The sequence below is a fragment of the Streptomyces sp. NPDC088554 genome, from assembly GCF_044752945.1.
Lineage (GTDB): Bacteria > Actinomycetota > Actinomycetes > Streptomycetales > Streptomycetaceae > Streptomyces.
Genome location: NZ_JBIVMF010000013.1, coordinates 1 through 18,864, shown reverse-complemented (window position 1 = coordinate 18,864; position 18,864 = coordinate 1). Strand labels below are relative to the sequence as shown.

At 70.5% G+C, this 18,864-nt stretch carries 14 protein-coding genes; 4 read left to right on the top strand and 10 right to left on the bottom strand.

Annotation, left to right across the window (positions count from 1 at the left end):
* Positions 1-12 precede the first annotated feature (12 nt).
* From ACIP8W_RS16790 to ACIP8W_RS16780, 3 genes are all read right to left on the bottom strand, one after another.
* The gene (locus ACIP8W_RS16790) at positions 13-1,863 is read right to left on the bottom strand and encodes a glycoside hydrolase family 15 protein (RefSeq protein ID WP_401948413.1); all 1,851 of its coding nucleotides are present in this window, start codon (positions 1,861-1,863) and stop codon (positions 13-15) included.
* A 73-nt stretch (positions 1,864-1,936) separates the two neighbouring features.
* Positions 1,937-2,320: a hypothetical protein gene (locus tag ACIP8W_RS16785; protein ID WP_401948416.1), complete on the bottom strand. Its 384-nt coding sequence runs from the start codon at positions 2,318-2,320 to the stop codon at positions 1,937-1,939.
* Between the two features lie 100 nt (positions 2,321-2,420).
* On the bottom strand, positions 2,421-3,062 hold the full coding sequence (locus tag ACIP8W_RS16780) for a DUF6629 family protein (RefSeq protein WP_401948418.1): 642 nt from the start codon (positions 3,060-3,062) through the stop codon (positions 2,421-2,423).
* A gap of 351 nt (positions 3,063-3,413) precedes the next feature.
* On the opposite strand from ACIP8W_RS16780, the gene ACIP8W_RS16775 reads away from it, so the two are divergent.
* Together ACIP8W_RS16775 and ACIP8W_RS16770 are read left to right on the top strand one after the other, a co-directional pair.
* Positions 3,414-3,617, top strand: coding sequence for a cold-shock protein (locus ACIP8W_RS16775; protein WP_014061102.1), 204 nt, complete (start codon positions 3,414-3,416; stop codon positions 3,615-3,617).
* A gap of 216 nt (positions 3,618-3,833) precedes the next feature.
* Positions 3,834-5,375 (top strand): DEAD/DEAH box helicase, encoded by a 1,542-nt coding sequence (locus ACIP8W_RS16770; RefSeq protein ID WP_401948421.1) that lies wholly within the window; start codon positions 3,834-3,836, stop codon positions 5,373-5,375.
* Positions 5,376-5,440: 65 nt separating this feature from the next.
* Here ACIP8W_RS16770 and ACIP8W_RS16765 read toward each other — a convergent pair whose 3' ends face one another.
* The 7 genes from ACIP8W_RS16765 to ACIP8W_RS16735 form a co-directional block, all read right to left on the bottom strand.
* Entirely contained in the window at positions 5,441-5,749 is a 309-nt protein-coding gene (locus ACIP8W_RS16765) for an SCO5918 family protein (RefSeq protein WP_401948424.1), read from the bottom strand.
* Between the two features lie 147 nt (positions 5,750-5,896).
* Positions 5,897-7,417, bottom strand: coding sequence for a DUF6056 family protein (locus ACIP8W_RS16760; protein WP_401948427.1), 1,521 nt, complete (start codon positions 7,415-7,417; stop codon positions 5,897-5,899).
* Positions 7,353-8,378 carry a glycosyltransferase family 2 protein gene (locus ACIP8W_RS16755; protein ID WP_402203500.1) on the bottom strand — a complete coding sequence of 342 codons (1,026 nt, stop codon included), beginning with the start codon at positions 8,376-8,378 and terminating at the stop codon, positions 7,353-7,355. Before ACIP8W_RS16755 ends, ACIP8W_RS16760 begins: the two co-directional genes overlap by 65 nt.
* Before the next feature lie 152 nt (positions 8,379-8,530).
* On the bottom strand, positions 8,531-9,232 hold the full coding sequence (locus ACIP8W_RS16750) for a 4'-phosphopantetheinyl transferase (protein ID WP_401948432.1): 702 nt from the start codon (positions 9,230-9,232) through the stop codon (positions 8,531-8,533).
* Entirely contained in the window at positions 9,229-10,074 is an 846-nt protein-coding gene (locus ACIP8W_RS16745) for a metallophosphoesterase family protein (protein ID WP_402203498.1), read from the bottom strand. Before ACIP8W_RS16745 ends, ACIP8W_RS16750 begins: the two co-directional genes overlap by 4 nt.
* Before the next feature lie 64 nt (positions 10,075-10,138).
* Positions 10,139-12,028, bottom strand: coding sequence for an ABC transporter ATP-binding protein (locus tag ACIP8W_RS16740; RefSeq protein WP_402203496.1), 1,890 nt, complete (start codon positions 12,026-12,028; stop codon positions 10,139-10,141).
* Positions 12,006-13,763: an ABC transporter ATP-binding protein gene (locus tag ACIP8W_RS16735; RefSeq protein ID WP_402203494.1), complete on the bottom strand. Its 1,758-nt coding sequence runs from the start codon at positions 13,761-13,763 to the stop codon at positions 12,006-12,008. Before ACIP8W_RS16735 ends, ACIP8W_RS16740 begins: the two co-directional genes overlap by 23 nt.
* A gap of 212 nt (positions 13,764-13,975) precedes the next feature.
* Between ACIP8W_RS16735 and ACIP8W_RS16730 the strand changes: the two genes are divergently transcribed.
* On the top strand, positions 13,976-15,010 hold the full coding sequence (locus tag ACIP8W_RS16730) for a GDP-mannose 4,6-dehydratase (RefSeq protein ID WP_401948444.1): 1,035 nt from the start codon (positions 13,976-13,978) through the stop codon (positions 15,008-15,010).
* Positions 15,011-15,208: 198 nt separating this feature from the next.
* On the top strand, positions 15,209-18,864 hold a 3,656-nt coding region (locus ACIP8W_RS16725), incomplete at its 3' end, for a type I polyketide synthase (protein WP_402203492.1).

Genomic DNA, 18,864 nt, shown 5'->3' with positions numbered 1-18,864 from the left:
GGAGACGCCCGGTCAGCCCATCGCCCGGTCGAGATTGATCGCCGAGCTGATCAGGGCGAGATGGGTGAACGCCTGCGGGAAGTTGCCCAGGTGCTCACCGGTCAGCCCGATCTGCTCGGCGTACAGACCGACGTGGTTGGCGTAGGTGAACATCTTCTCCAGCGCGAGCCGCGCCTGTTCCACCTCACCGGTACGGGCCAGCGCCTCGACCCACCAGAACGAGCAGATGGAGAACGTCCCCTCGGCGCCCTCCAGCCCGTCCGGGGCCTCCTCCTGGTCGTACCGGAACACCAGGCTGTCCACCACGAGCCGGTCCCCGATGGCATCCACCGTGGACCGGAACCGGGGGTCGACCGGCGAGAGGAACTTGACCATCGGCATCAGCAGCAGCGAGGCGTCGAGAATGGACTCCGGCGGCCCGTCGGAGTCCGCCGAGAGCCGCTGGACGAAGGTACGCGTCCCGGGATCCCAGCCGCGCGCCATGATCTGGTGGTAGATGGTGTCGCGGGCCGCGGTCCAGCGCCCCAGATCCCCCGGCAGCCCGCGCAGCCGCGCCATCCGGATCATGCGCTCCACCGCGACCCAGCACATCAGCCGCGAATAGGTGTGGTGCTGCTGTCCGGCCCTGGTCTCCCAGATGGACTCGTCCCGGCTGTCCCAGTTCTCCAGCAGCCACTCCAGGATGGCGCACAGATCGGTCCAGCTGTCGTGCGAGATACCGGCGCCGTACTTGTTGAACAGATAGACCGAGTCGATCAGTTCGCCGTAGATGTCCAGCTGGCGCTGGCCGCTGGCGTCATTGCCGGTACGCACCGGACGCGAGCCCCGGTACCCCTCCAGATGCCCGAGCACCTCCTCGGGCAGGTGCGCGTTCCCGTCGATCGAGTACACGACGCGCAGCGGCCCGGTGTCGCAGACGGTCGCGGTACGCAGCCGCTCGGTCAGCCAGCCGATGAACGCCTGCGCCTCCTGGGTGAAGCCCAGCCGCAACAGCGCGTACAGGGAGAACGCCGCGTCCCGGATCCACACGTACCGGTAGTCCCAGTTGCGCCCGCCGCCGACCCGCTCGGGCAGCCCGAGCGTCGGCGCGGCGACGATCGCGCCGGTCGGCTCGTGCGTCAGCAGCTTGAGCGTCAGCGCCGAGCGGTGGACCATCTCGCGCCAGCGGCCCGTGTAGGTGGACTGGCTCAGCCAGCCGCGCCAGAAGGCCACGGTGGCCTCGAACAGTTCCTCGGCGGCGGCCGCGTCGACCGCGCACGAGCCCGGGGCGGCCGTGTCCGGCTCCGTATCGGTCTCCAGGTCGAAGAGCACCGACTCGCCACCGGTCAGCTCGAACTCCGCGTGGGCGTCGGCGCCGTCGAGCTCCAGCTCGACCGAGGAGCGCAGCGACAGGGTGAGGGCGGTGCCGGTGAACCGTACGCCGTCCGGCATCCGCGCCGTCCGGTGCTGTTCGCGGCCGTAGTCCAGCCGTGGCGCGACCCGTGTCGCCAGCCGCATCCGCCCGCGCACCCCGGTCACCCGCCGCACCAGCCGCTGCCGGTGCCCGGGATCCCGCTGCCGTACGACCGGCATGAAGTCCTGGACCTCCACGATGCCCTCGTCGGTGAGGATCCGGGTGATCAGGATGTTCGTATCGGGAAAGTAGAACTGGTTGCGGGTCGCGGGCCCCGACACCGGCGCGATCTCCCAGAAGCCGCCGCGCCGGGCGTCCAGCAGGGACCCGAAGACGCTGGGGGAGTCGAACCGGGGCGCGCAGAACCAGTCGATCCGGCCATCCGTCCCCACCAGCGCGGCCGTCCGCAGATCACCGATCAGCCCGTGCTCGGCGATCGGCAGATACGCGTCGTCGTCGTCCCTGTCCATCCCCGCGAGTCTCGCCCACCGGCCCCGCGCCCGCATGTCGGACCGGACCCCGGAGGCGACCGGTGCCCGCGGGTCACGGCCTGGGCTGGGCCGCCGTCTGCACCTGTATGGGCGCGGGAACGGCCGGCTGGACCGGGGCCTGCGGCGCGTCGGACGCGGTGATCTTCTCGATCGCCTGCCGGGCATGCTCGCCGGGGGTGCGCGCCGTGATCGACGACACGGTGGGCGCCGCCGCGACGGGCCAGTCCTGTACGGGCTTGGCGTGGCCCGAGGACCGGGTGCGCAGCCGGTGACTCGCGGCCTCGTCGAGGGTGACGGGACGCTTGACCTGCGCGGCCAGCCGACTGGCCTCCTGCCCCAGCGCGGCCACGTCCTCCCATGCCAGCCGGACCACCAGCCGGAGTTCGGCCTCCCCGTCCGGCAGGGCGTGCAGGGGAGCGTTGTTACGGTCGTTCATGGGCTGATCCTCTGAGTCTCGGGCGGAACTCCGGCGGGGGAGTGCCGCGCGTCACCGGTACGGGGCTCGCCCAGAGATACGGGCAGGTCCGCCTCCCTGTTCACCTGCCGGGAGAACCGTCCACGGGCCCGTACCACCCGGGTCCGCGTACCCTGCGCAGCAGCAGTACGGAGGCCACCGCGGCCAGCGCGCACCAGGTGGAGACGTATTCCAGCCGCCACAGCGCCGCGCAGAACGCCGCCCCGGCCGCGACCGCCACACCCAGCAGCCGCACCTGCCGGTCGCCGCCCAGCAGCAGGGCGCCGACCGTGGCGATGAGATATCCCACGACGACCAGCGGCGCGTACGGCAGATCGACGACATAGCCCATGGTGTGACCGCGGACCTCGGCCGTCACCGTCCGGCCGGCGAGACAGTACGAGAGGAACGCGGCGGTGACCACCCCGGCCACGGCGGACGGCACCAGCCTGCGCCGCGCGGGCACCGGCGCGGCGAGCAGCACGGCGAACGGCACCCACACGGCCAGCAGCGGCAGCGCGATGACGGCCCAGGCCAGGGTCGCCGGGCCCGCGCCCCCGCCGGCCCGCCAGACGGCCGACTCGACGAGCTGGTGGGCGCCCAGGAGCAGCGGCAGCGCGGCGAGCGGCAGCTCCCGGACCCGGCGCGCACCGGCCACGCACAGGGCACCGACCGTGGTGATCGCGGCCCCCGCCAGCAGGTCGGCCGTCGCGCTCCAGCACATGACTCCCGACCGTACGCGCGCGTCGGCCGGGCGGCCCGGGAACGGGCACCGTCCGGGTGGCGGCCCGGAATATTCATGGCCACCGACACGGAACTAAGATCAAAACGCGGTGAATATTTGTGGTGCGCCGGACGGGGTGATATTGCCCGCCGTACCCCGCCGCTCGTACCGTGCTACTGTTGATCTCAGTTGCAGTTGTGGTTCCCAAAGACTTCAAGTGCTCTTACCGGCTTTATGTGCCGGTGGGTGCGCTTTTGTATTTCCGGGTTTTTCCGGACGGGGTAATCATCGCGGCGACGTGGGGTCCCGCACAGTGCGGTACCTCCGGGCATTGCCCCGAAGGAGATCATCATGGCCAGTGGCACCGTCAAGTGGTTCAACGCGGAAAAGGGTTTCGGCTTCATCGAGCAGGACGGTGGCGGCGCTGACGTCTTCGCCCACTACTCGAACATCGCCGCCCAGGGCTTCCGCGAGCTGCAGGAAGGCCAGAAGGTGAACTTCGACGTCACGCAGGGCCAGAAGGGCCCGCAGGCGGAGAACATCGTTCCCGCCTGACGCTTGAGCGTTGTACGCAGCTGGGGTCCGCACCGTGAGATGCGGGCCCCAGCTCGTTGCTTTTTTCGCAGGACCGAACCCACCCCGACGGCTTTCCACGCGCCGTCCGGCCGGGCAGTCCGGTCCCCAGTAATTCCACCGGCTCGTTCTTGCGATTCTTTGTGCGGTTCTTCCTGCCAGGAATTCTCGATACGTGCCCATCGAGAAAGGTTCTGAATGAACCGCACACCCCGTACGAATGACCGCTACTCCCGCACCCGCACGGGTGGCGGCTCCACCGGTTCCGCCGGTTCCGGACGAGGCGCCCGCTTCGGCTCGGGAGCCCCCGGCCGCTCCGGTGCTCCGGGCCGCTCCGGTGGCTACGGCGGCGGTCGGCGCCCCGCCGCGCTGAAGGGGGAGTTCGCGCTCCCGGTGACACTCACCCCGGGACTGCCCGCGGTCACCTCCTTCGCCGAACTGGACATGCCCGCCGAACTGCTGGAGACGCTCACCGGTCTGGGCGTCAAGGACCCGTTCCCGATCCAGGCGGCCACGCTGCCGAACTCGCTGGCCGGCCGTGACGTTCTCGGCCGGGGCCGCACCGGCTCCGGCAAGACCCTCGCCTTCGGCCTGGCCATGCTCGTCCGCACCGCCGGTCAGCGCGCCCAGCCGCGCCAGCCGCTCGCACTGGTCCTTGTCCCGACCCGGGAACTGGCCCAGCAGGTCACCGACGCGCTCACCCCGTACGCCCGCTCGCTGCGGCTGCGGCTCGCCACCGTCGTCGGCGGCATGTCGATCGGCAGGCAGGCCGGCGCGCTGCGCGGCGGCGCCGAGATCGTCGTCGCCACCCCCGGACGCCTCAAGGACCTCATCGAGCGCGGCGACTGCCGGCTCGACCAGGTGTCCATCACCGTCCTCGACGAGGCCGACCAGATGGCCGACATGGGCTTCATGCCCCAGGTCACCGCCCTGCTCGACCAGGTGCGCACCGACGGCCAGCGGATGCTGTTCTCGGCCACCCTCGACCGCAATGTCGACCTGCTGGTCCGCCGCTATCTGCATGACCCGGTCGTCCACTCCGTCGACCCGTCCGCCGGCGCGGTCACCACGATGGAGCACCACGTGCTGCACGTGCACGGCGCCGACAAGTACGCCACGACCACCGAGATCGCGGCCCGCGACGGCCGCGTACTGATGTTCCTGGACACCAAGCACGCGGTCGACCGGCTCACCGAGCACCTGCTGAACAGCGGGGTACGCGCCGCCGCGCTGCACGGCGGCAAGTCCCAGCCCCAGCGCACCCGCACCCTCGCCCAGTTCAAGACCGGGCATGTCACGGTGCTGGTCGCCACCAATGTCGCGGCCCGCGGTATCCACATCGACAACCTTGACCTGGTCGTCAACGTCGACCCGCCCAGCGACCACAAGGACTATCTGCACCGCGGCGGACGCACCGCCCGCGCCGGCGAGTCCGGCAGCGTCGTCACCCTGGTCCTGCCCAACCAGCGCCGCGAGATGACCCGGCTGATGGCCGACGCGGGCATCACCCCGCAGACCACCCAGGTCCGCTCCGGTGAGGCCGAGCTGAGCCGTATCACCGGTGCCCAGGCCCCCTCGGGCGTCCCCGTCACCATCAGCGCGCCGGTCACCGAGCGCGCCAAGCGCGGCGGCTCCCCGTCGCGCGGCCGGGGCCGCTCCACCGGCGCCCGCCGCTCCTCCGGGCCCCGTACCGGCAGTGGCACCGCACAGCGCCAGGCGCCGCGCGGCAGCGCCGCGTAAGCGACGGCTGTACGACAAGGGGCCCCGGTACCGATCGGTACCGGGGCCCCTTGTCGTACTCAGTCTCAGTCCTGCGCGACGGGCCCGAGCAGCGCCGACGCGGTTTCGAGCGGGCTGAGCGCCACGGGCTCGACCGGCGCGGGCACGGCGTGGACGGTGAAGCCGAGCCGGGTCAGCGCCCTGGTGATCTCGAAGGCGGTGAAGTCACGGCGGTCCTGGCGGGTGATCACTTCCCCCACCTGCTTGACCGGGTAGCTCCGACGGCCGATGACCACGGACTCACCGGTGATGGGCTCGGGCTTGATGCCCTTCATCGACTGCTGCACCTCGCTCTTGACCAGCTCGAAGGGGAAGCGGGCGATGACGCAGCGCATAATGCCTCGGGGGGAAGAAGGGGAAATGCGGATACCCCAGCATCCCACAAGAACTCCCGGCCGGGAACCCGGATTTTCCTGCCGAGGCCGTATAAACGACCGTCGATAAGCGTCGCATTGCTGTATTGAACACGGGAAAAACACCGGTCAGGGCAGCTGCTTCGCGTAGGTGATCTTCTCCAGCCGGTAGTAGTCGGCGACACACTTCGCCGGCCACGCTCTGTGAGCTTTTCCACCGAACGGCTCCCCCATCCCGCTGACCGACAGTGGCTGGTACGGCAGGACCCGCGCACCCCGCGCGGCCCCCTCCCGCAGCCGCTGGTCCTGGCGGTCCCACCGCTCCGCCCGCACCCGCATCTCCTGCCCCAGCCCGCCGAGCGGCCCGGCCAGCCCCCCGCACACGGCGGCGCACACCGCCGCGCCGAGTACGGTCGAGGCCCCGGCGTACCACCCGCGCGACCGCAGCGCGCGCCCCAGCAGGGCACCCGCGCCCACCAGCAGCAGGACATACAGCAGCAGGTAGTCGTTCCAGGTCCGGGACGCCCGGGACACCCCCTGGCCGAAGAGCGGAAAGGTGATGAGCGTGCAGAGATATCCCGCGACGAGGAAGGTGAGGGCGCCCCCCAGCAGCAGACGGCCCGGCCCGACCGGCAGGAGCACCGGCGCCCGCCCGCCCCGCTCCCGGACGAGCAGCCCCAGCAGCAGCCCGGCCGCGGCCGCGCCCGGACAGCTCCAGCTGGTGAGGACCGTCCCCAGGATGTCCAGAAAGCCGGTCAGGGACCCCCCCAGCGACTCCGGCGCGAACAGTGAGGCGGTCTGCGCGCCGTACCGGTCGCGCCGGCCGAGCGATCCCGGCGAGGTGAGCAGGACGACGGTGCCCACCACGATCCCCGCCGCGCCGGTCAGACACCAGACGCGCGCGTACGACCGTACCTCCGGGGTGAACAGGGCCCGTCCGCTGATCAGCAGGGCCGCGAGGACCACCAGCGCGACGACCGATGTCTCCTCCGAGAGCGTGCCCATGAAGACCCCCGTGGCCAGGGCGATCCCCGCCGCGGTCCGCCGGGCGGCGCGGGAGGACCGGACGCGCAGCAGCGGGATCGCCCCCGCGCACGCCAGCACCGGGGCCAGGGTGTGCGAGACGGAGGAGCCCGGCCAGTAGAACGTCTTGTACGTGTTGACGGTCGCGAGCAGGAAGACCGCCGTCGCCATCGCCGCCACGAGCAGCGGGATCCCGCGCGGCGCCGTCCGCCCGGCCGCGCGCAGCACCAGGACGATCACGGCCCACAGCACCCCCAGCGTCACCACGGCGCTGACCGGCCCGAACCACTGGTGGCCCGCCACTCCGAACTTCGCGTACAGCCCGACCAGCACCCCGTTGCCGAGCCGTCCGTTGTCCTGGAAGTAGAACTTCCCGATCAGCCCGGCGATCCCGTGGTCACGGACCTGTGGCAGGAAGCACCACTCGTCCGCGCCGGGCCGCACATGACGGCCGAGCCACGCGGCCATGACCAGCAGCGAGAGCGGCAGCAGCGCGAGGGCGGGCGCCCCGTACCTCGTCCACGCGGGCGCCCTGCTCCCGAGGGCACCCGTGGAATCCGTGTCAGAGGGCCGGGAAGTGCCGTCCGGCGGTCTCGGTGCGGTGACGCTCGGTGTGCCCGTGGCCATGTGCACCACTGCCTTTCGCGATGTGTTCGAACCGTCCCCGGGATTCGTCCGTCTCCCGGACCACATAGTGCGGACGGCGTTTCGCCTCGTGGTAGATCCGTCCGACGTACTCCCCGATGATTCCGAGCGTGGCGAGCTGGATTCCGCTCAGTGCCACGACGGCGGTCATCAGTGTGGTGTAGCCGGGCGCGTCGACCCCGTTCAGCGCCACATTCGCGATGATCCACAGGGCGTAGCAGAGCGCGGAGAGGAAAAGCCACAGCCCGGTGTGGATCGCCAGCCGCAGCGGACGGCTGTTGAAGGAGAGCAGGCCGTCGATCCCGTAGTTGAGCAGATTCCGGCCGCCCCATTTGGAATGTCCGGCGGCCCGCTGGACATTGCGATAGGTGAAGCTGGCGGTGTCGAAGCCGATCCACGAGAAGATTCCCTTGGAGAAACGATTGCTCTCGGGTAGCGACAGCACACTCTCCACCGCGCGCCGGGACAGCAGCCGGAAATCGCCCGCGCCGTCGACGACCTGAACCTCCATACAGCGGCGCACCAGCCGGTAGTAGACCGTGCTGAGAGCGGTCCGCAGGGCGCTCTCGCCCGCGCGGTCGCGCTGGGCCACGACCTGGTCGTAGCCGTGCCGGTGCAGCTCCAGCATGCGGGGGACCAGGTCGGGAGGGTGCTGGAGATCGGCGTCCATGAGCACGACCGCGTCACCCCGGGCCATGCGCAGCCCGGCGAGCATGGCCGCCTCCTTGCCGAAGTTACGGCTGAAGGAGGTGAACCGGACCCGGGGATCGGCGTCGGCGAGTGCGCCCAGTCGGCGTCTGGTGCCGTCGACGCTGCCGTCGTCCACGTAGCAGATCTCGAAAGTCCGCCGGGTCGGTTCGAGTGCGGACACCAGGGCGGTGTGAAAGGACCCGACCACCTCGTTCTCGTTGAAACACGGTACGACAATGGAAACCTGAACCATGGTCATCTCAATCCATGCGCAGATCGGTCCCGCTGATGCCGTGGCAACCATAGGATTAATCGATCTTCTGCTCAAGCTTCACTGCGGCATGGCGTCCGGACGGCCGATGAATCGTCAGAAAGTAATTTTTATTGTTCGTATCGTTGTTCGGGTTAAAGGGTGGGAGAGAGGGCGGTGGGAGAGGAGGACGGCGCCGGAATATGGATGGCGGTGGCCACCAGTCCGCGCTCCGCGATCCACCGGCCGGAGAATTCACCGACGGACCGGCCACCGACCAGCGGCCCCGGCACCAGCAGCCGGGCACGGAAGGTCCCGCCGACCGGATCGATATCGATCTCCGCCTCGGAGAAGTCCAGTTCCCGCCCGGTGAGCGGATACCAGACCTTGAACACACTCTCCTTGGCGCTGAAGAGCAGCCGGTCCCAGCTCACCTCGGGATGGGACTCCCGCAGCGCCTTGAGCCGATCCGTCTCGTACGGCAGCGCGATGGAGTCCTGCACCCCCTCCGGAAGCGGCGCGTCCGGCTCGGCGTCGATACCCACCGCAGCCGTCCCCGACGACCGGCCCACCACCGCGGCCCGGTAGCCGTCGCAGTGCGTCATGCTGCCGACGATCCCCGTCGGCCACTGCGGAGCCCCCCGCCGGTTGGGCAGCAGCGGAACGGGCTGCTGCCCGAGCCGCAGCAGCGCGCGCCGCGCCAGGAACCGTACGGTCGTGAACTCGCGCTGCCGCTTGGCGACCGCCTTCGCCACATGCTCCCGCTCCTGCGGGAACAGCGTCTCGGACGGTTCCGGCGCGAAGTCCTCGTACGCCGCCTCGACCTCCACCGAGGCGGGCAGGATTCCGGCGATCATCGGACCTCCCCGGCGGGCTGGGGCAGGACCTGACGCAGCGGCACCCGTGGTGGCCGCTGGCGCCACTCGCGCGGATAGCCGACCGAGACCTCCTCGAAGCGCACCCCGTCGTGCCAGGTCACCCGGGGGATGTGCAGATGCCCGTAGACCACCGAGGCGGCGCGGAAGCGCACATGCCAGTCGGCGGTCAGCTCCGTGCCGCACCACTGGGCGAACTCCGGGTAGTGCAGGATGCGGGTGGGGTCCCGTACCAGTGGGAAGTGATTGACCAGGACCGTACGGAGGGACGGGTCGACGGCGGACAGCCGGCGCTCGGTCTCCTCGACCCGGGACCAGCACCAGGCGTCCCGCCCCGGGAAGGGGTCCGGGTGCAGGAAGTACTCGTCCGAGCAGACGATGCCCGCCTCGTGCGCCACCCGCAGCGACTCCACCGTGGTGGTGGTGCCGGGCGCGCGGAACGAGTAGTCGTACAGGACGAACAGCGGAGCCACCACCACCGGACCCCCGGCGCCGCGCCACACGGGGTACGGGTCCTCGGGGGTGGAGATGCCCAACGCGCGGCACAGCTCGACCAGGTGGAGATAGCGTTTCTCACCGCGCAGATCGCACGGATCCTGCGGATGGGTCCACAGCTCATGGTTGCCGGGGGCCCAGATGACCTTGGAGAACCGTCCGCTGAGCAGCCGCAGCGCCCATTCGACATCGGCGAACTTCTCGGCGACATCGCCGGCGACGATCAACCAGTCGTCGTCCGACTCGGGGCGCAGCTCCTCGGCTATCAGCCGGTTCTCGTCATAGACGACATGCAGATCGCTGACGGCGAGGAGTTTTCCTTCTGGCACAGTTCCGTCCTTCTGCTCGGGCTCGAACACCGGTCCGGGAGCCCGGCGGGTTCACTCTTCGAGGTTACGCGGAAGCCGGCGGCGACAGTTCTGATACCGGTGAAGATCCCGTACGGGCCGCATGCAGCCGCGCGTAGGCGCCGCGCCGCCGGATCAACTCGTCGTGGGTGCCGCTCTCGGTGATTCGGCCGGACTCCATGACGAGGATGACGTCGGCGTCCCGGACGGTGGAGAGCCGGTGCGCGATGACAAAGCTGGTCCTGCCCGTGCGCAGGGTGTTCATCGCGCGCTGGATCAGCACTTCCGTACGGGTGTCGACCGCGCTCGTCGCCTCGTCGAGCACCAGCACCGCGGGTTGGGCGAGAAAGGCCCTGGCGACCGTGATGAGCTGTTTCTCACCCGCGCTGACGCCCGCCGCCCCGTCGTCCAGCACGGTGTCGTAGCCGTCCGGCAGGGTGCGGATGAAGCGGTCCACACAGGTGGCGCGGGCCGCGTCGACGATCTCCGCGCGGGTCGCACCGGCGTGCCCGTACGCGATGTTCTCGGCGATCGTGCCACCGAACAGCCAGGTGTCCTGGAGGACCAGGCCGAACTGGCCGCGCAGTTCGGCACGGGTCATCGTCGCGATGTCGACCCCGTCGAGGAGGATATGGCCCTCGTCCACCTCGTAGAAGCGCATGAGGAGATTGCCCAGGGTGGTCTTCCCCGCACCGGTCGGGCCGACGATCGCCACCGTGCTGCCCGGCTCCACGACGAGCGACAGCTTCTCGATCAGCGGGGTCTCGGGGGTGTAGCGGAAGGAGACCCGGTCGAACCGGACCCGGCCGATGGCGCGTCGCGCGGCGGCGGGGCGCACCGGGTCGGGGGTCTGCTCCTCCTCGTCGAGGAGGGCGAAGACCCGCGCGGCGGAGGCCAGTCCGGACTGGAGCCGCCCGGCCACGCTCGCGACCTGCACGATCGGCTGGCTGAACTGCCGGGAGTAGAGGATGAACGCCTGTACCTCCCCGAGGGTCAGGGTGCCGCCGATGACCTTCCACGCGCCGGCCACCGCCACCACGACATAGCCGAGGTTGGCGATGAACATCATGGCGGGCTCGATGGTGCCGGAGGCGAACTGGGCCTTGGCGCCCGCCCGGAACACCGCCTCGTTGTGCGTGTCGAACCGCTGCTCGGCCAGGTCGCGCCTGCCGAAGCCCCGGACCAGCGAGTGGGCCGTGTAGACCTCCTCGACCTGCGCGTTGAGCGCGCCGGTGGCGGCCCACTGGTCCGCGTAGCGGGGGTGGGCGCGTTTGCTGATCCACGCCGCGAGGACGGCCGACAGCGGCACGCTCACCAGCATGATCAGGGCCAGTGAGGGCGAGATCACCAGCATCAGGATCAGCATGACCAGGAGGGAGAAGACCGAGGTGATCAGCTCGGCGAGGGTCTGCTGCACGGTCTGCTGGAGATTGTCGACATCGTTGGTCGTCCGGCTGAGCACCTCGCCCGCGGGGTGCCGGTCGAAGTAGCGCAGCGGCAGCCGGGCGAGCTTGTCCGCCGCCTTCTGCCGCAGGCCGAAGACCACCTTCTGTACGACATCGGCTGTCAGACGCCCCTGTACGAGCATGAACAGCGAGGCCAGGACATACAGCGCGAGCAGGAGCAGCAGCACCCGGCCGACCCGGCCGAAGTCGACGCCCGGGGCGGGGGAGCCGGCGGGGCCCCCGAGGATCCCCTCGGCGACCAGGTCCGTGGCCCTGCCGAGGAGCAGTGGTCCGCAGGAGGTGAGCACGATCCCGCCGATGCCCATGACGAGCGCCAGGGCGATACGGGGCCGGTGCGGCCGGAGCAGCCCGAGCAGCCGGCGGCCGGGCCCGGGGGGCGGGGGCTGCTCGGCTCCGGAGGGGCCGGCGCCTCCGGTGGTGCGGACGGCTTCGATGGTGGTCGTCGGGTCACTGACGGGCGGCGGGACCATGGGTGGCTTCCTCCTCGGTGAGCTGGGAGAAGGCGATCTCTCGGTAGGTGGGGTGGGAGCGCAGCAGCTCGTCGTGGGTGCCGATGCCGATGATCCGGCCGCCGTCGAGGACCACGACCCGGTCGGCGGACCGCACCGTGTCGACCCGCTGGGCGACGGTCAGCACCGTCGCCCGCGCGGTCTCGGGGGCCAGCGCGGTGCGCAGGGCCGCGTCCGTGGCGTAGTCGAGCGCGGAGAAGCAGTCGTCGAAGAGGTAGACGGCGGGCCGGCGCAGCAGGGTGCGCGCGATGGCGAGGCGCTGGCGCTGGCCGCCCGAGACATTCGTACCGCCCTGGGCGATCGGGGCGTCCAGGGCGCCGGGCAGCCGCTCGACGAACTCCGCGGCCTGAGCGGTCCGCAGGGCCTGCCACAGCTCCTCGTCGGTGGCGTCGGGTTTCCCGAAGCGCAGATTGGTCGCGACGGTCCCGGAGAACAGATACGGCTTCTGCGGTACGAAGCCCACGGTCCCGCTGAGCGTGTCAGGGGCCAGCTCCCGCACGTCGACCCCGCTGACGCGCACGCTCCCGGCGGTGGCGTCGGCCAGCCGCAGCACGAGATTGAGCAGGGTGGTCTTGCCGCTCCCGGTGGAGCCGAGGATCGCCACGTTCTCGCCGGGGTCAACGGTCAGATCGATCTCCTGGAGTACGGGTTTCTCGGCGCCCGGATAGCGGAACTCCGCCGCGCGCAGCTCGATCCGCCCGGTGTCGGCGGGGTCCGGCCGCACCGGCTCCAGGGGCGGAGCCACCCCGGCCGGGGTGGCCAGGACCGCCTGGAGCCGTCCGGCGCAGACCGTGGCACGGGGGACCGCGAGGAACACGAACGCGACCATCACGACCGACATCAGGATGAGCGACAGATAGCTGAGGAACGCGCTGAGCGCGCCGATCCGCATGGTGCCGCCGTCGATGCGGTGGGCGCCCGCCCACAGGATGACGATCATGAAGCCGTTCATGAGGAGCAGCACCATGGGGAGCATGGTCGCGATCAGCCGGCCCACGCGCTGCGAGACCTGGAGGAGTTCGTCGTTGGTGCGGACGAACCGCTCGCGCTCGTACGCGTCCCTGACGAAGGAACGCACCACGCGCACCCCCGTGATCCGCTCGCGCAACAGCTTGCCCAGCCGGTCGAGATGGGTCTGCATCCGCTCGTAGAGCACGCCCATCCGGGCCAGCAGAAGGCCGAAGGAGACGGAGACGGACAGGACGAGGAGCACCAGGATCAGTGCCAGCGGAACGTCCTGCTGCAAGGCCAGGACCACACTGCCCAGACACATCAGGGGCGCCGCCACCGCGATGCCGAAGCCCGACTGCGCGAGGGTCTGCACCTGCTGGACGTCGTTGACCGTACGGGTCAGCAGGGTCGGCGTACCGAACCGGCCCAACTCGCGCGCGGAGAAGCCCAGTACGCCGCGGAAGACGGCGGAGCGGATGTCGCGGCCCATCGCCATCGCGGTACGGGCGGCCAGCGCCACCGCGCCGACCGCCGAGGCGACCTGTACGAGGGCGACGGCGATCATGACCGTCCCGATCCGCCCGACGTAACCGCTGTCGCGGGCCACCACACCGTTGTCGATCAGCGCGGCGCCGAGCGTCGGCAGCAGCAGTGTGCCCAGGATCTGCACCACTTGGAGGAGGATCAGCAGGGCGGTGGCTCGGCGGTACGGGCGTACATGCGTACGCAGAAATCCGAACAGCACGGAAAAGACACTCCGGTTGACAGAGCCGACCTTGATGTCGGCGCACCGAGTAAACCGCTTGGCGTCCCCGAAAATTACTAGTCTTCACGCCTCTCGTGGTGGTGGAAAGTGTCCGTGCCCAGGAAATCCCCTAGTAACCCCGGGATTTCTTGACGGCGTGGTCGGCGGCTTGCGAGTGTGCCGATGTCTCCATGGCCGAGAAGGGGTTTGGTATGACCAAGCGTGCGCTGATCACCGGAATTACCGGGCAGGACGGTTCTTATCTGGCCGAGCATCTCCTGTCCGAGGGATACCAGGTGTGGGGACTGATCCGAGGACAGGCGAACCCGCGCAAGTCGAGGGTCAGCCGGCTCGCCTCGGCGCTCTCCTTCGTCGACGGCGACCTCATGGACCAGGGCAGCCTGGTCGCCGCCATCGACGAGGTGCAGCCGGACGAGGTCTACAACCTGGGCGCCGTCTCGTTCGTACCGATGTCGTGGCAGCAGGCCGAACTGGTCACCGAGGTCAACGGTATGGGCGTGCTCCGGGTCCTGGAGGCGATCCGGCGGGTGAGCGGGCTGAACTCCTCGCAGCACCACGACGGCCACGGCCAGATCCGGTTCTACCAGGCGTCGTCCTCCGAGATGTTCGGCAAGGCGGCCGAGACCCCGCAGCGCGAGACGACGCTCTTCCACCCGCGCAGCCCGTACGGGGCGGCCAAGGCGTACGGCCATTTCATCACCCGCAACTACCGCGAGTCCTTCGGGATGTACGCCGTGTCCGGGATGCTCTTCAACCATGAATCCCCGCGCCGGGGCTCGGAGTTCGTGACCCGGAAGATCTCCCTGGCCGTCGCCCGGATCAAGCTCGGGCACCAGGACAAGCTGCATCTGGGCAACCTCGCCGCCGTACGCGACTGGGGGTTCGCCGGCGACTATGTGCGTGCCATGCATCTGATGCTCCAGCCCGACGAGCCGGACGATTACGTGGTGGGCAGCGGCTCCATGCACTCCGTACGGGACGCGGTGCGGATCGCCTTCGACCATGTCGGGCTCGACTGGCAGGAGCATGTTGTCGTGGATCCCGCTCTGGTCCGCCCCGCCGAGGTGGAGATCCTCTGCGCGGACAGCCACCGTATCCGCTCCCGGCTCGGCTGGCGGCCCACCGTCGACTTCGAGGCGCTCATGCGGATGATGGTCGACGCCGACCTCAAGCAGGTGTCCCGTGAACACGAATACGGCGATCTGCTGCTGGCCTCCGGCTGGTGAAGGGCCCAAGGGCCGTCGGAAACTAGGTGATTACCGCCGCGTCCCGTTCCACACTTGCCTGATGGCTTCTCTTCATCGGCTGAGAAGCCATCGGTGGAGAAGCCGTATGGCTTTCTGATTTTCGCATTGCACGGCGAGCGCGAGATATCCCGAGTGATTCAAGTTCTGCCGCTGGCTGTCGAGATGGGTTGAGTTGAGATGGACAACGAACAGAAGCTCCGGGACTACCTCAAGCTTGCCACCGCCGATCTCCGGCGGACCCGGCGGCGGGTGAACGAGCTGGAGACAGCGGCCCGGGAGCCGATCGCCATCATCGGCATGACCTGCCGCTACCCCGGCGGCATCAGCAGCCCCGAAGACCTCTGGCGTATGGTCGAGGCCGGCGGGAACGGCATCACGGAGTTCCCCGCCGACCGGGGCTGGGACACCGAGGCGCTCGCCGCGTCCACCACCACCTCCGGGGGCTTCCTGCACGAAGCCCCCGACTTCGACGCCGACTTCTTCGGCATCTCACCGCGCGAAGCCGTCGCGATGGATCCGCAGCAGCGCGTCGTCCTCGAATCCGCCTGGGAGGCGTTCGAACGCGCCGGGATCGACCCGGCCTCCGTCAAGGGCAGCCAGACCGGTGTGTTCCTGGGCGCGATGGCCCAGGACTACCGCGTCGGACCCGCCGACGGTGCCGAGGGCTTCCAGCTCACCGGCAACACCGGCAGCGTCCTGTCGGGACGTGTCTCCTACACCTTCGGTACGGTCGGCCCCGCCGTCACCATCGACACCGCCTGCTCGTCCTCCCTGGTCGCTGTGCACCTCGCCACCCAGGCACTGCGCGCGGGCGAGTGCTCCCTCGCGCTGGCCGGCGGCGTCACCGTCATGTCGAGCCCCGGCACCTTCGTCGAGTTCAGCCGGCAGGGCGGGCTCTCCGCGGACGGCCGCTGCCGCTCCTTCGGCGACACCGCGGACGGCACCGGCTGGGCGGAGGGCGTCGGCATCCTCGTACTGGAACGCCTCTCGGACGCCCAGCGCAACGGGCACGAGATCCTGGCGGTGGTACGTGGCTCCGCCGTCAACCAGGACGGCGCGTCGAACGGCCTGACCGCGCCGAACGGCCCCTCGCAGCAGGAAGTCATCCAGCAGGCCCTGATCAACTCCCGGCTGTCCGCCGCCGAGATCGACGTGGTCGAGGCGCACGGTACGGGCACGGTGCTCGGCGACCCCGTCGAGGCACAGGCGCTGCTCGCGACGTACGGACAGGGCCGCGACGCGGACCGGCCGCTGCTGCTGGGCTCGGTCAAGTCGAACATCAGCCACACCCAGGCCGCCGCCGGTGTGGCCGGTGTCATCAAGATGGTCATGGCGATGCGCCACGGGGTACTCCCGCGCACCCTGCTGGCCGACGAACCCTCCTCGCACGTGGACTGGACACGCGGCGAGGTCCGGATTCTGCGCGAGAACTCCGCGTGGCCCGAGACGGGAGCGCCCCGGCGCGCGGCCGTCTCCTCCTTCGGCATCAGCGGTACCAACGCGCACACCATCGTCGAACAGGCCCCCGACACGAGTGCCGAGGCACCCGTCGGTACGGTGGAGACGGAGCCCGGTGTGGTGCCGCTGGCGCTGTCCGGCCGGACCCCGCAGGCCCTGCGCGCACAGGCCGCCGCACTGCGGTCCGCGCTGGAGAGCGACCCCACGGCCGCCGTCCTCCACACGGCGTACTCCCTGGCCACCACCCGCACGGGCTTCGAACACCGCGCGGTCCTCCTGGCCACCGACCGGGCGAGCGCGCTCGCCGCGCTCGCCCCGCTGTGTGCGGACGCTTCGGAGCAGGAGGCTTCCGATCCGGGTGCTTCGGGCTTGGACGCTTCGGGCTTGGATGCTTCGGGCTTGGACGCTTCGGGCCCGGGTGGTTCCGGCCTGGGCGGCGACACCGTCGACCGGGTGCTCGGCACCACCCGGGGAACCTCGGCCGAGCACGGGAAACTCGCCTTCCTGTTCAGCGGCCAGGGCTCCCAGCGCCTGGGCATGGGACGCGAACTCCACCACAGGTTCCCGGAGTTCGCCCGTGCCCTGGACGAGACGACCGCCGCCCTCGACCCCCTGCTCGACCGACCCCTGCGCGAAGTGATGTGGGGCGAGGACCCCGAAGCGCTCAACGACACGGGCTACGCCCAGCCCGCGTTGTTCGCCGTGGAGGTCGCGCTGTACCGGCTGGTGGAGTCCTGGGGCGTCAAGCCGGACTATCTGACCGGCCACTCCATCGGCGAGATCGCCGCCGCCCATGTGGCGGGGGTGCTGTCGCTGGCCGACGCGTGCACCCTGGTCGCGGCCCGCGCCAAGCTGATGCGGGAACTTCCCCCGGGCGGCGCCATGTTCGCCGTACAGGCGACGGAGGACGAGGTCGCACCGCTGCTCGCCGACGCCCCGGACACGGTGGCGGTCGCCGCCGTCAACGGCCCCTCCGCCCTCGTCCTCGCGGGCGAGGAGAGCGCGGTCGCCCGGATCGCGGCCCGGCTGGAGAGCGAGGGACACAGGACGAAGCGGCTGCGGGTCTCCCACGCCTTCCACTCGCCGCTCATGGGACCGATGCTCGACGCGTTCCGCGAGGTGGTGGCGGGCCTCACCCTCCAGGCCCCGCTGACACCGCTCGTCTCCAATGTCACCGGCGAGCCCGTGACGGTCGACCGGGTCACCTCCGCCGACTACTGGGTGGACCATGTCCGCAGGACCGTACGGTACGCGGACGGCATCGGCTGGCTGGCCGGGCACGGCGTCACCACCTTCCTCGAACTCGGCCCCGACGCGGCCCTGTCCGCGCCGACCATCGAGGCCGCGGCGCCGGCGGACGCATCGGGCCCGGCGCCCGCCGAGGGCTGTGCGGACGCCGTTGTGCTGCCTGCTCTGCGGGCCGGCCGCCCGGAGGTCCACACCCTCACCACCGCCCTGGCGGGACTGCACGTCCGGGGCGTCCCCGTGCGCTGGGACGGCTACTTCGCCGGTACGGGCGCCCACCGCGTCGACCTCCCCACCTACGCCTTCCAGCGCCGCAGGTACTGGCCCAAGGGTGCCCAGGGCCAGCCCGCGGAGCTGCGCGCCGCCGGGCTCGGCGCGGCACACCACCCGCTGCTCTCCGCCGCCGTCTCCCTGGCCGACTCCGAAGGCGCCCTGCTCACCGGCCGGTTGTCGCTCCGGACCCACCCGTGGCTGGCCGACCACACCGTACGCGGTACGACACTGCTGCCCGGCACCGCGTTCCTGGAGCTGGCGATCAGGGCGGGCGACGAGGTCGGCTGCGACCGCGTCGAGGAACTGACCCTGGCCGCGCCGCTGGTCCTTCCCGAACAGGGCGGAATCCAGGTCCAGTTGTGGATCGGCAACCCGGACGGCTCCGGCCGCCGTACGGTCAACGTCTACGCGCGGCCCGAGGACGGCGACGACACACCGTGGACCCGGCACGCCACGGGCGTACTCACCACCGCGGAGACACCCCACGGACACACCGGCTCCGCCACCGCCGAGTGGCCGCCACCCGGCGCCGAGCCGGTCACCATCGACGGCCTCTACGACCGGCTGGCCGAGGACGGCTTCGCGTACGGCCCGGTCTTCCGGGGACTGCGGGCGGTCTGGCGGCGCGACGGAGAGGTGTACGCGGAGGTCGCGTTGCCCGGGACCGACGAGGCCGAGGCCGACGCCTTCGGCCTGCATCCCGCGCTGCTGGACGCGGCGCTCCACGCGACCTCCTTCGTTCCGCTCGGCGAGGAGGCCCGGGGTGGGCTGCCGTTCTCGTGGGAGGGGGTGTCCCTGTACGCGACCGGGGCTTCTGCTCTGCGGGTGCGGTTGTCCCCGGTGGAGGGGGGTGCGGT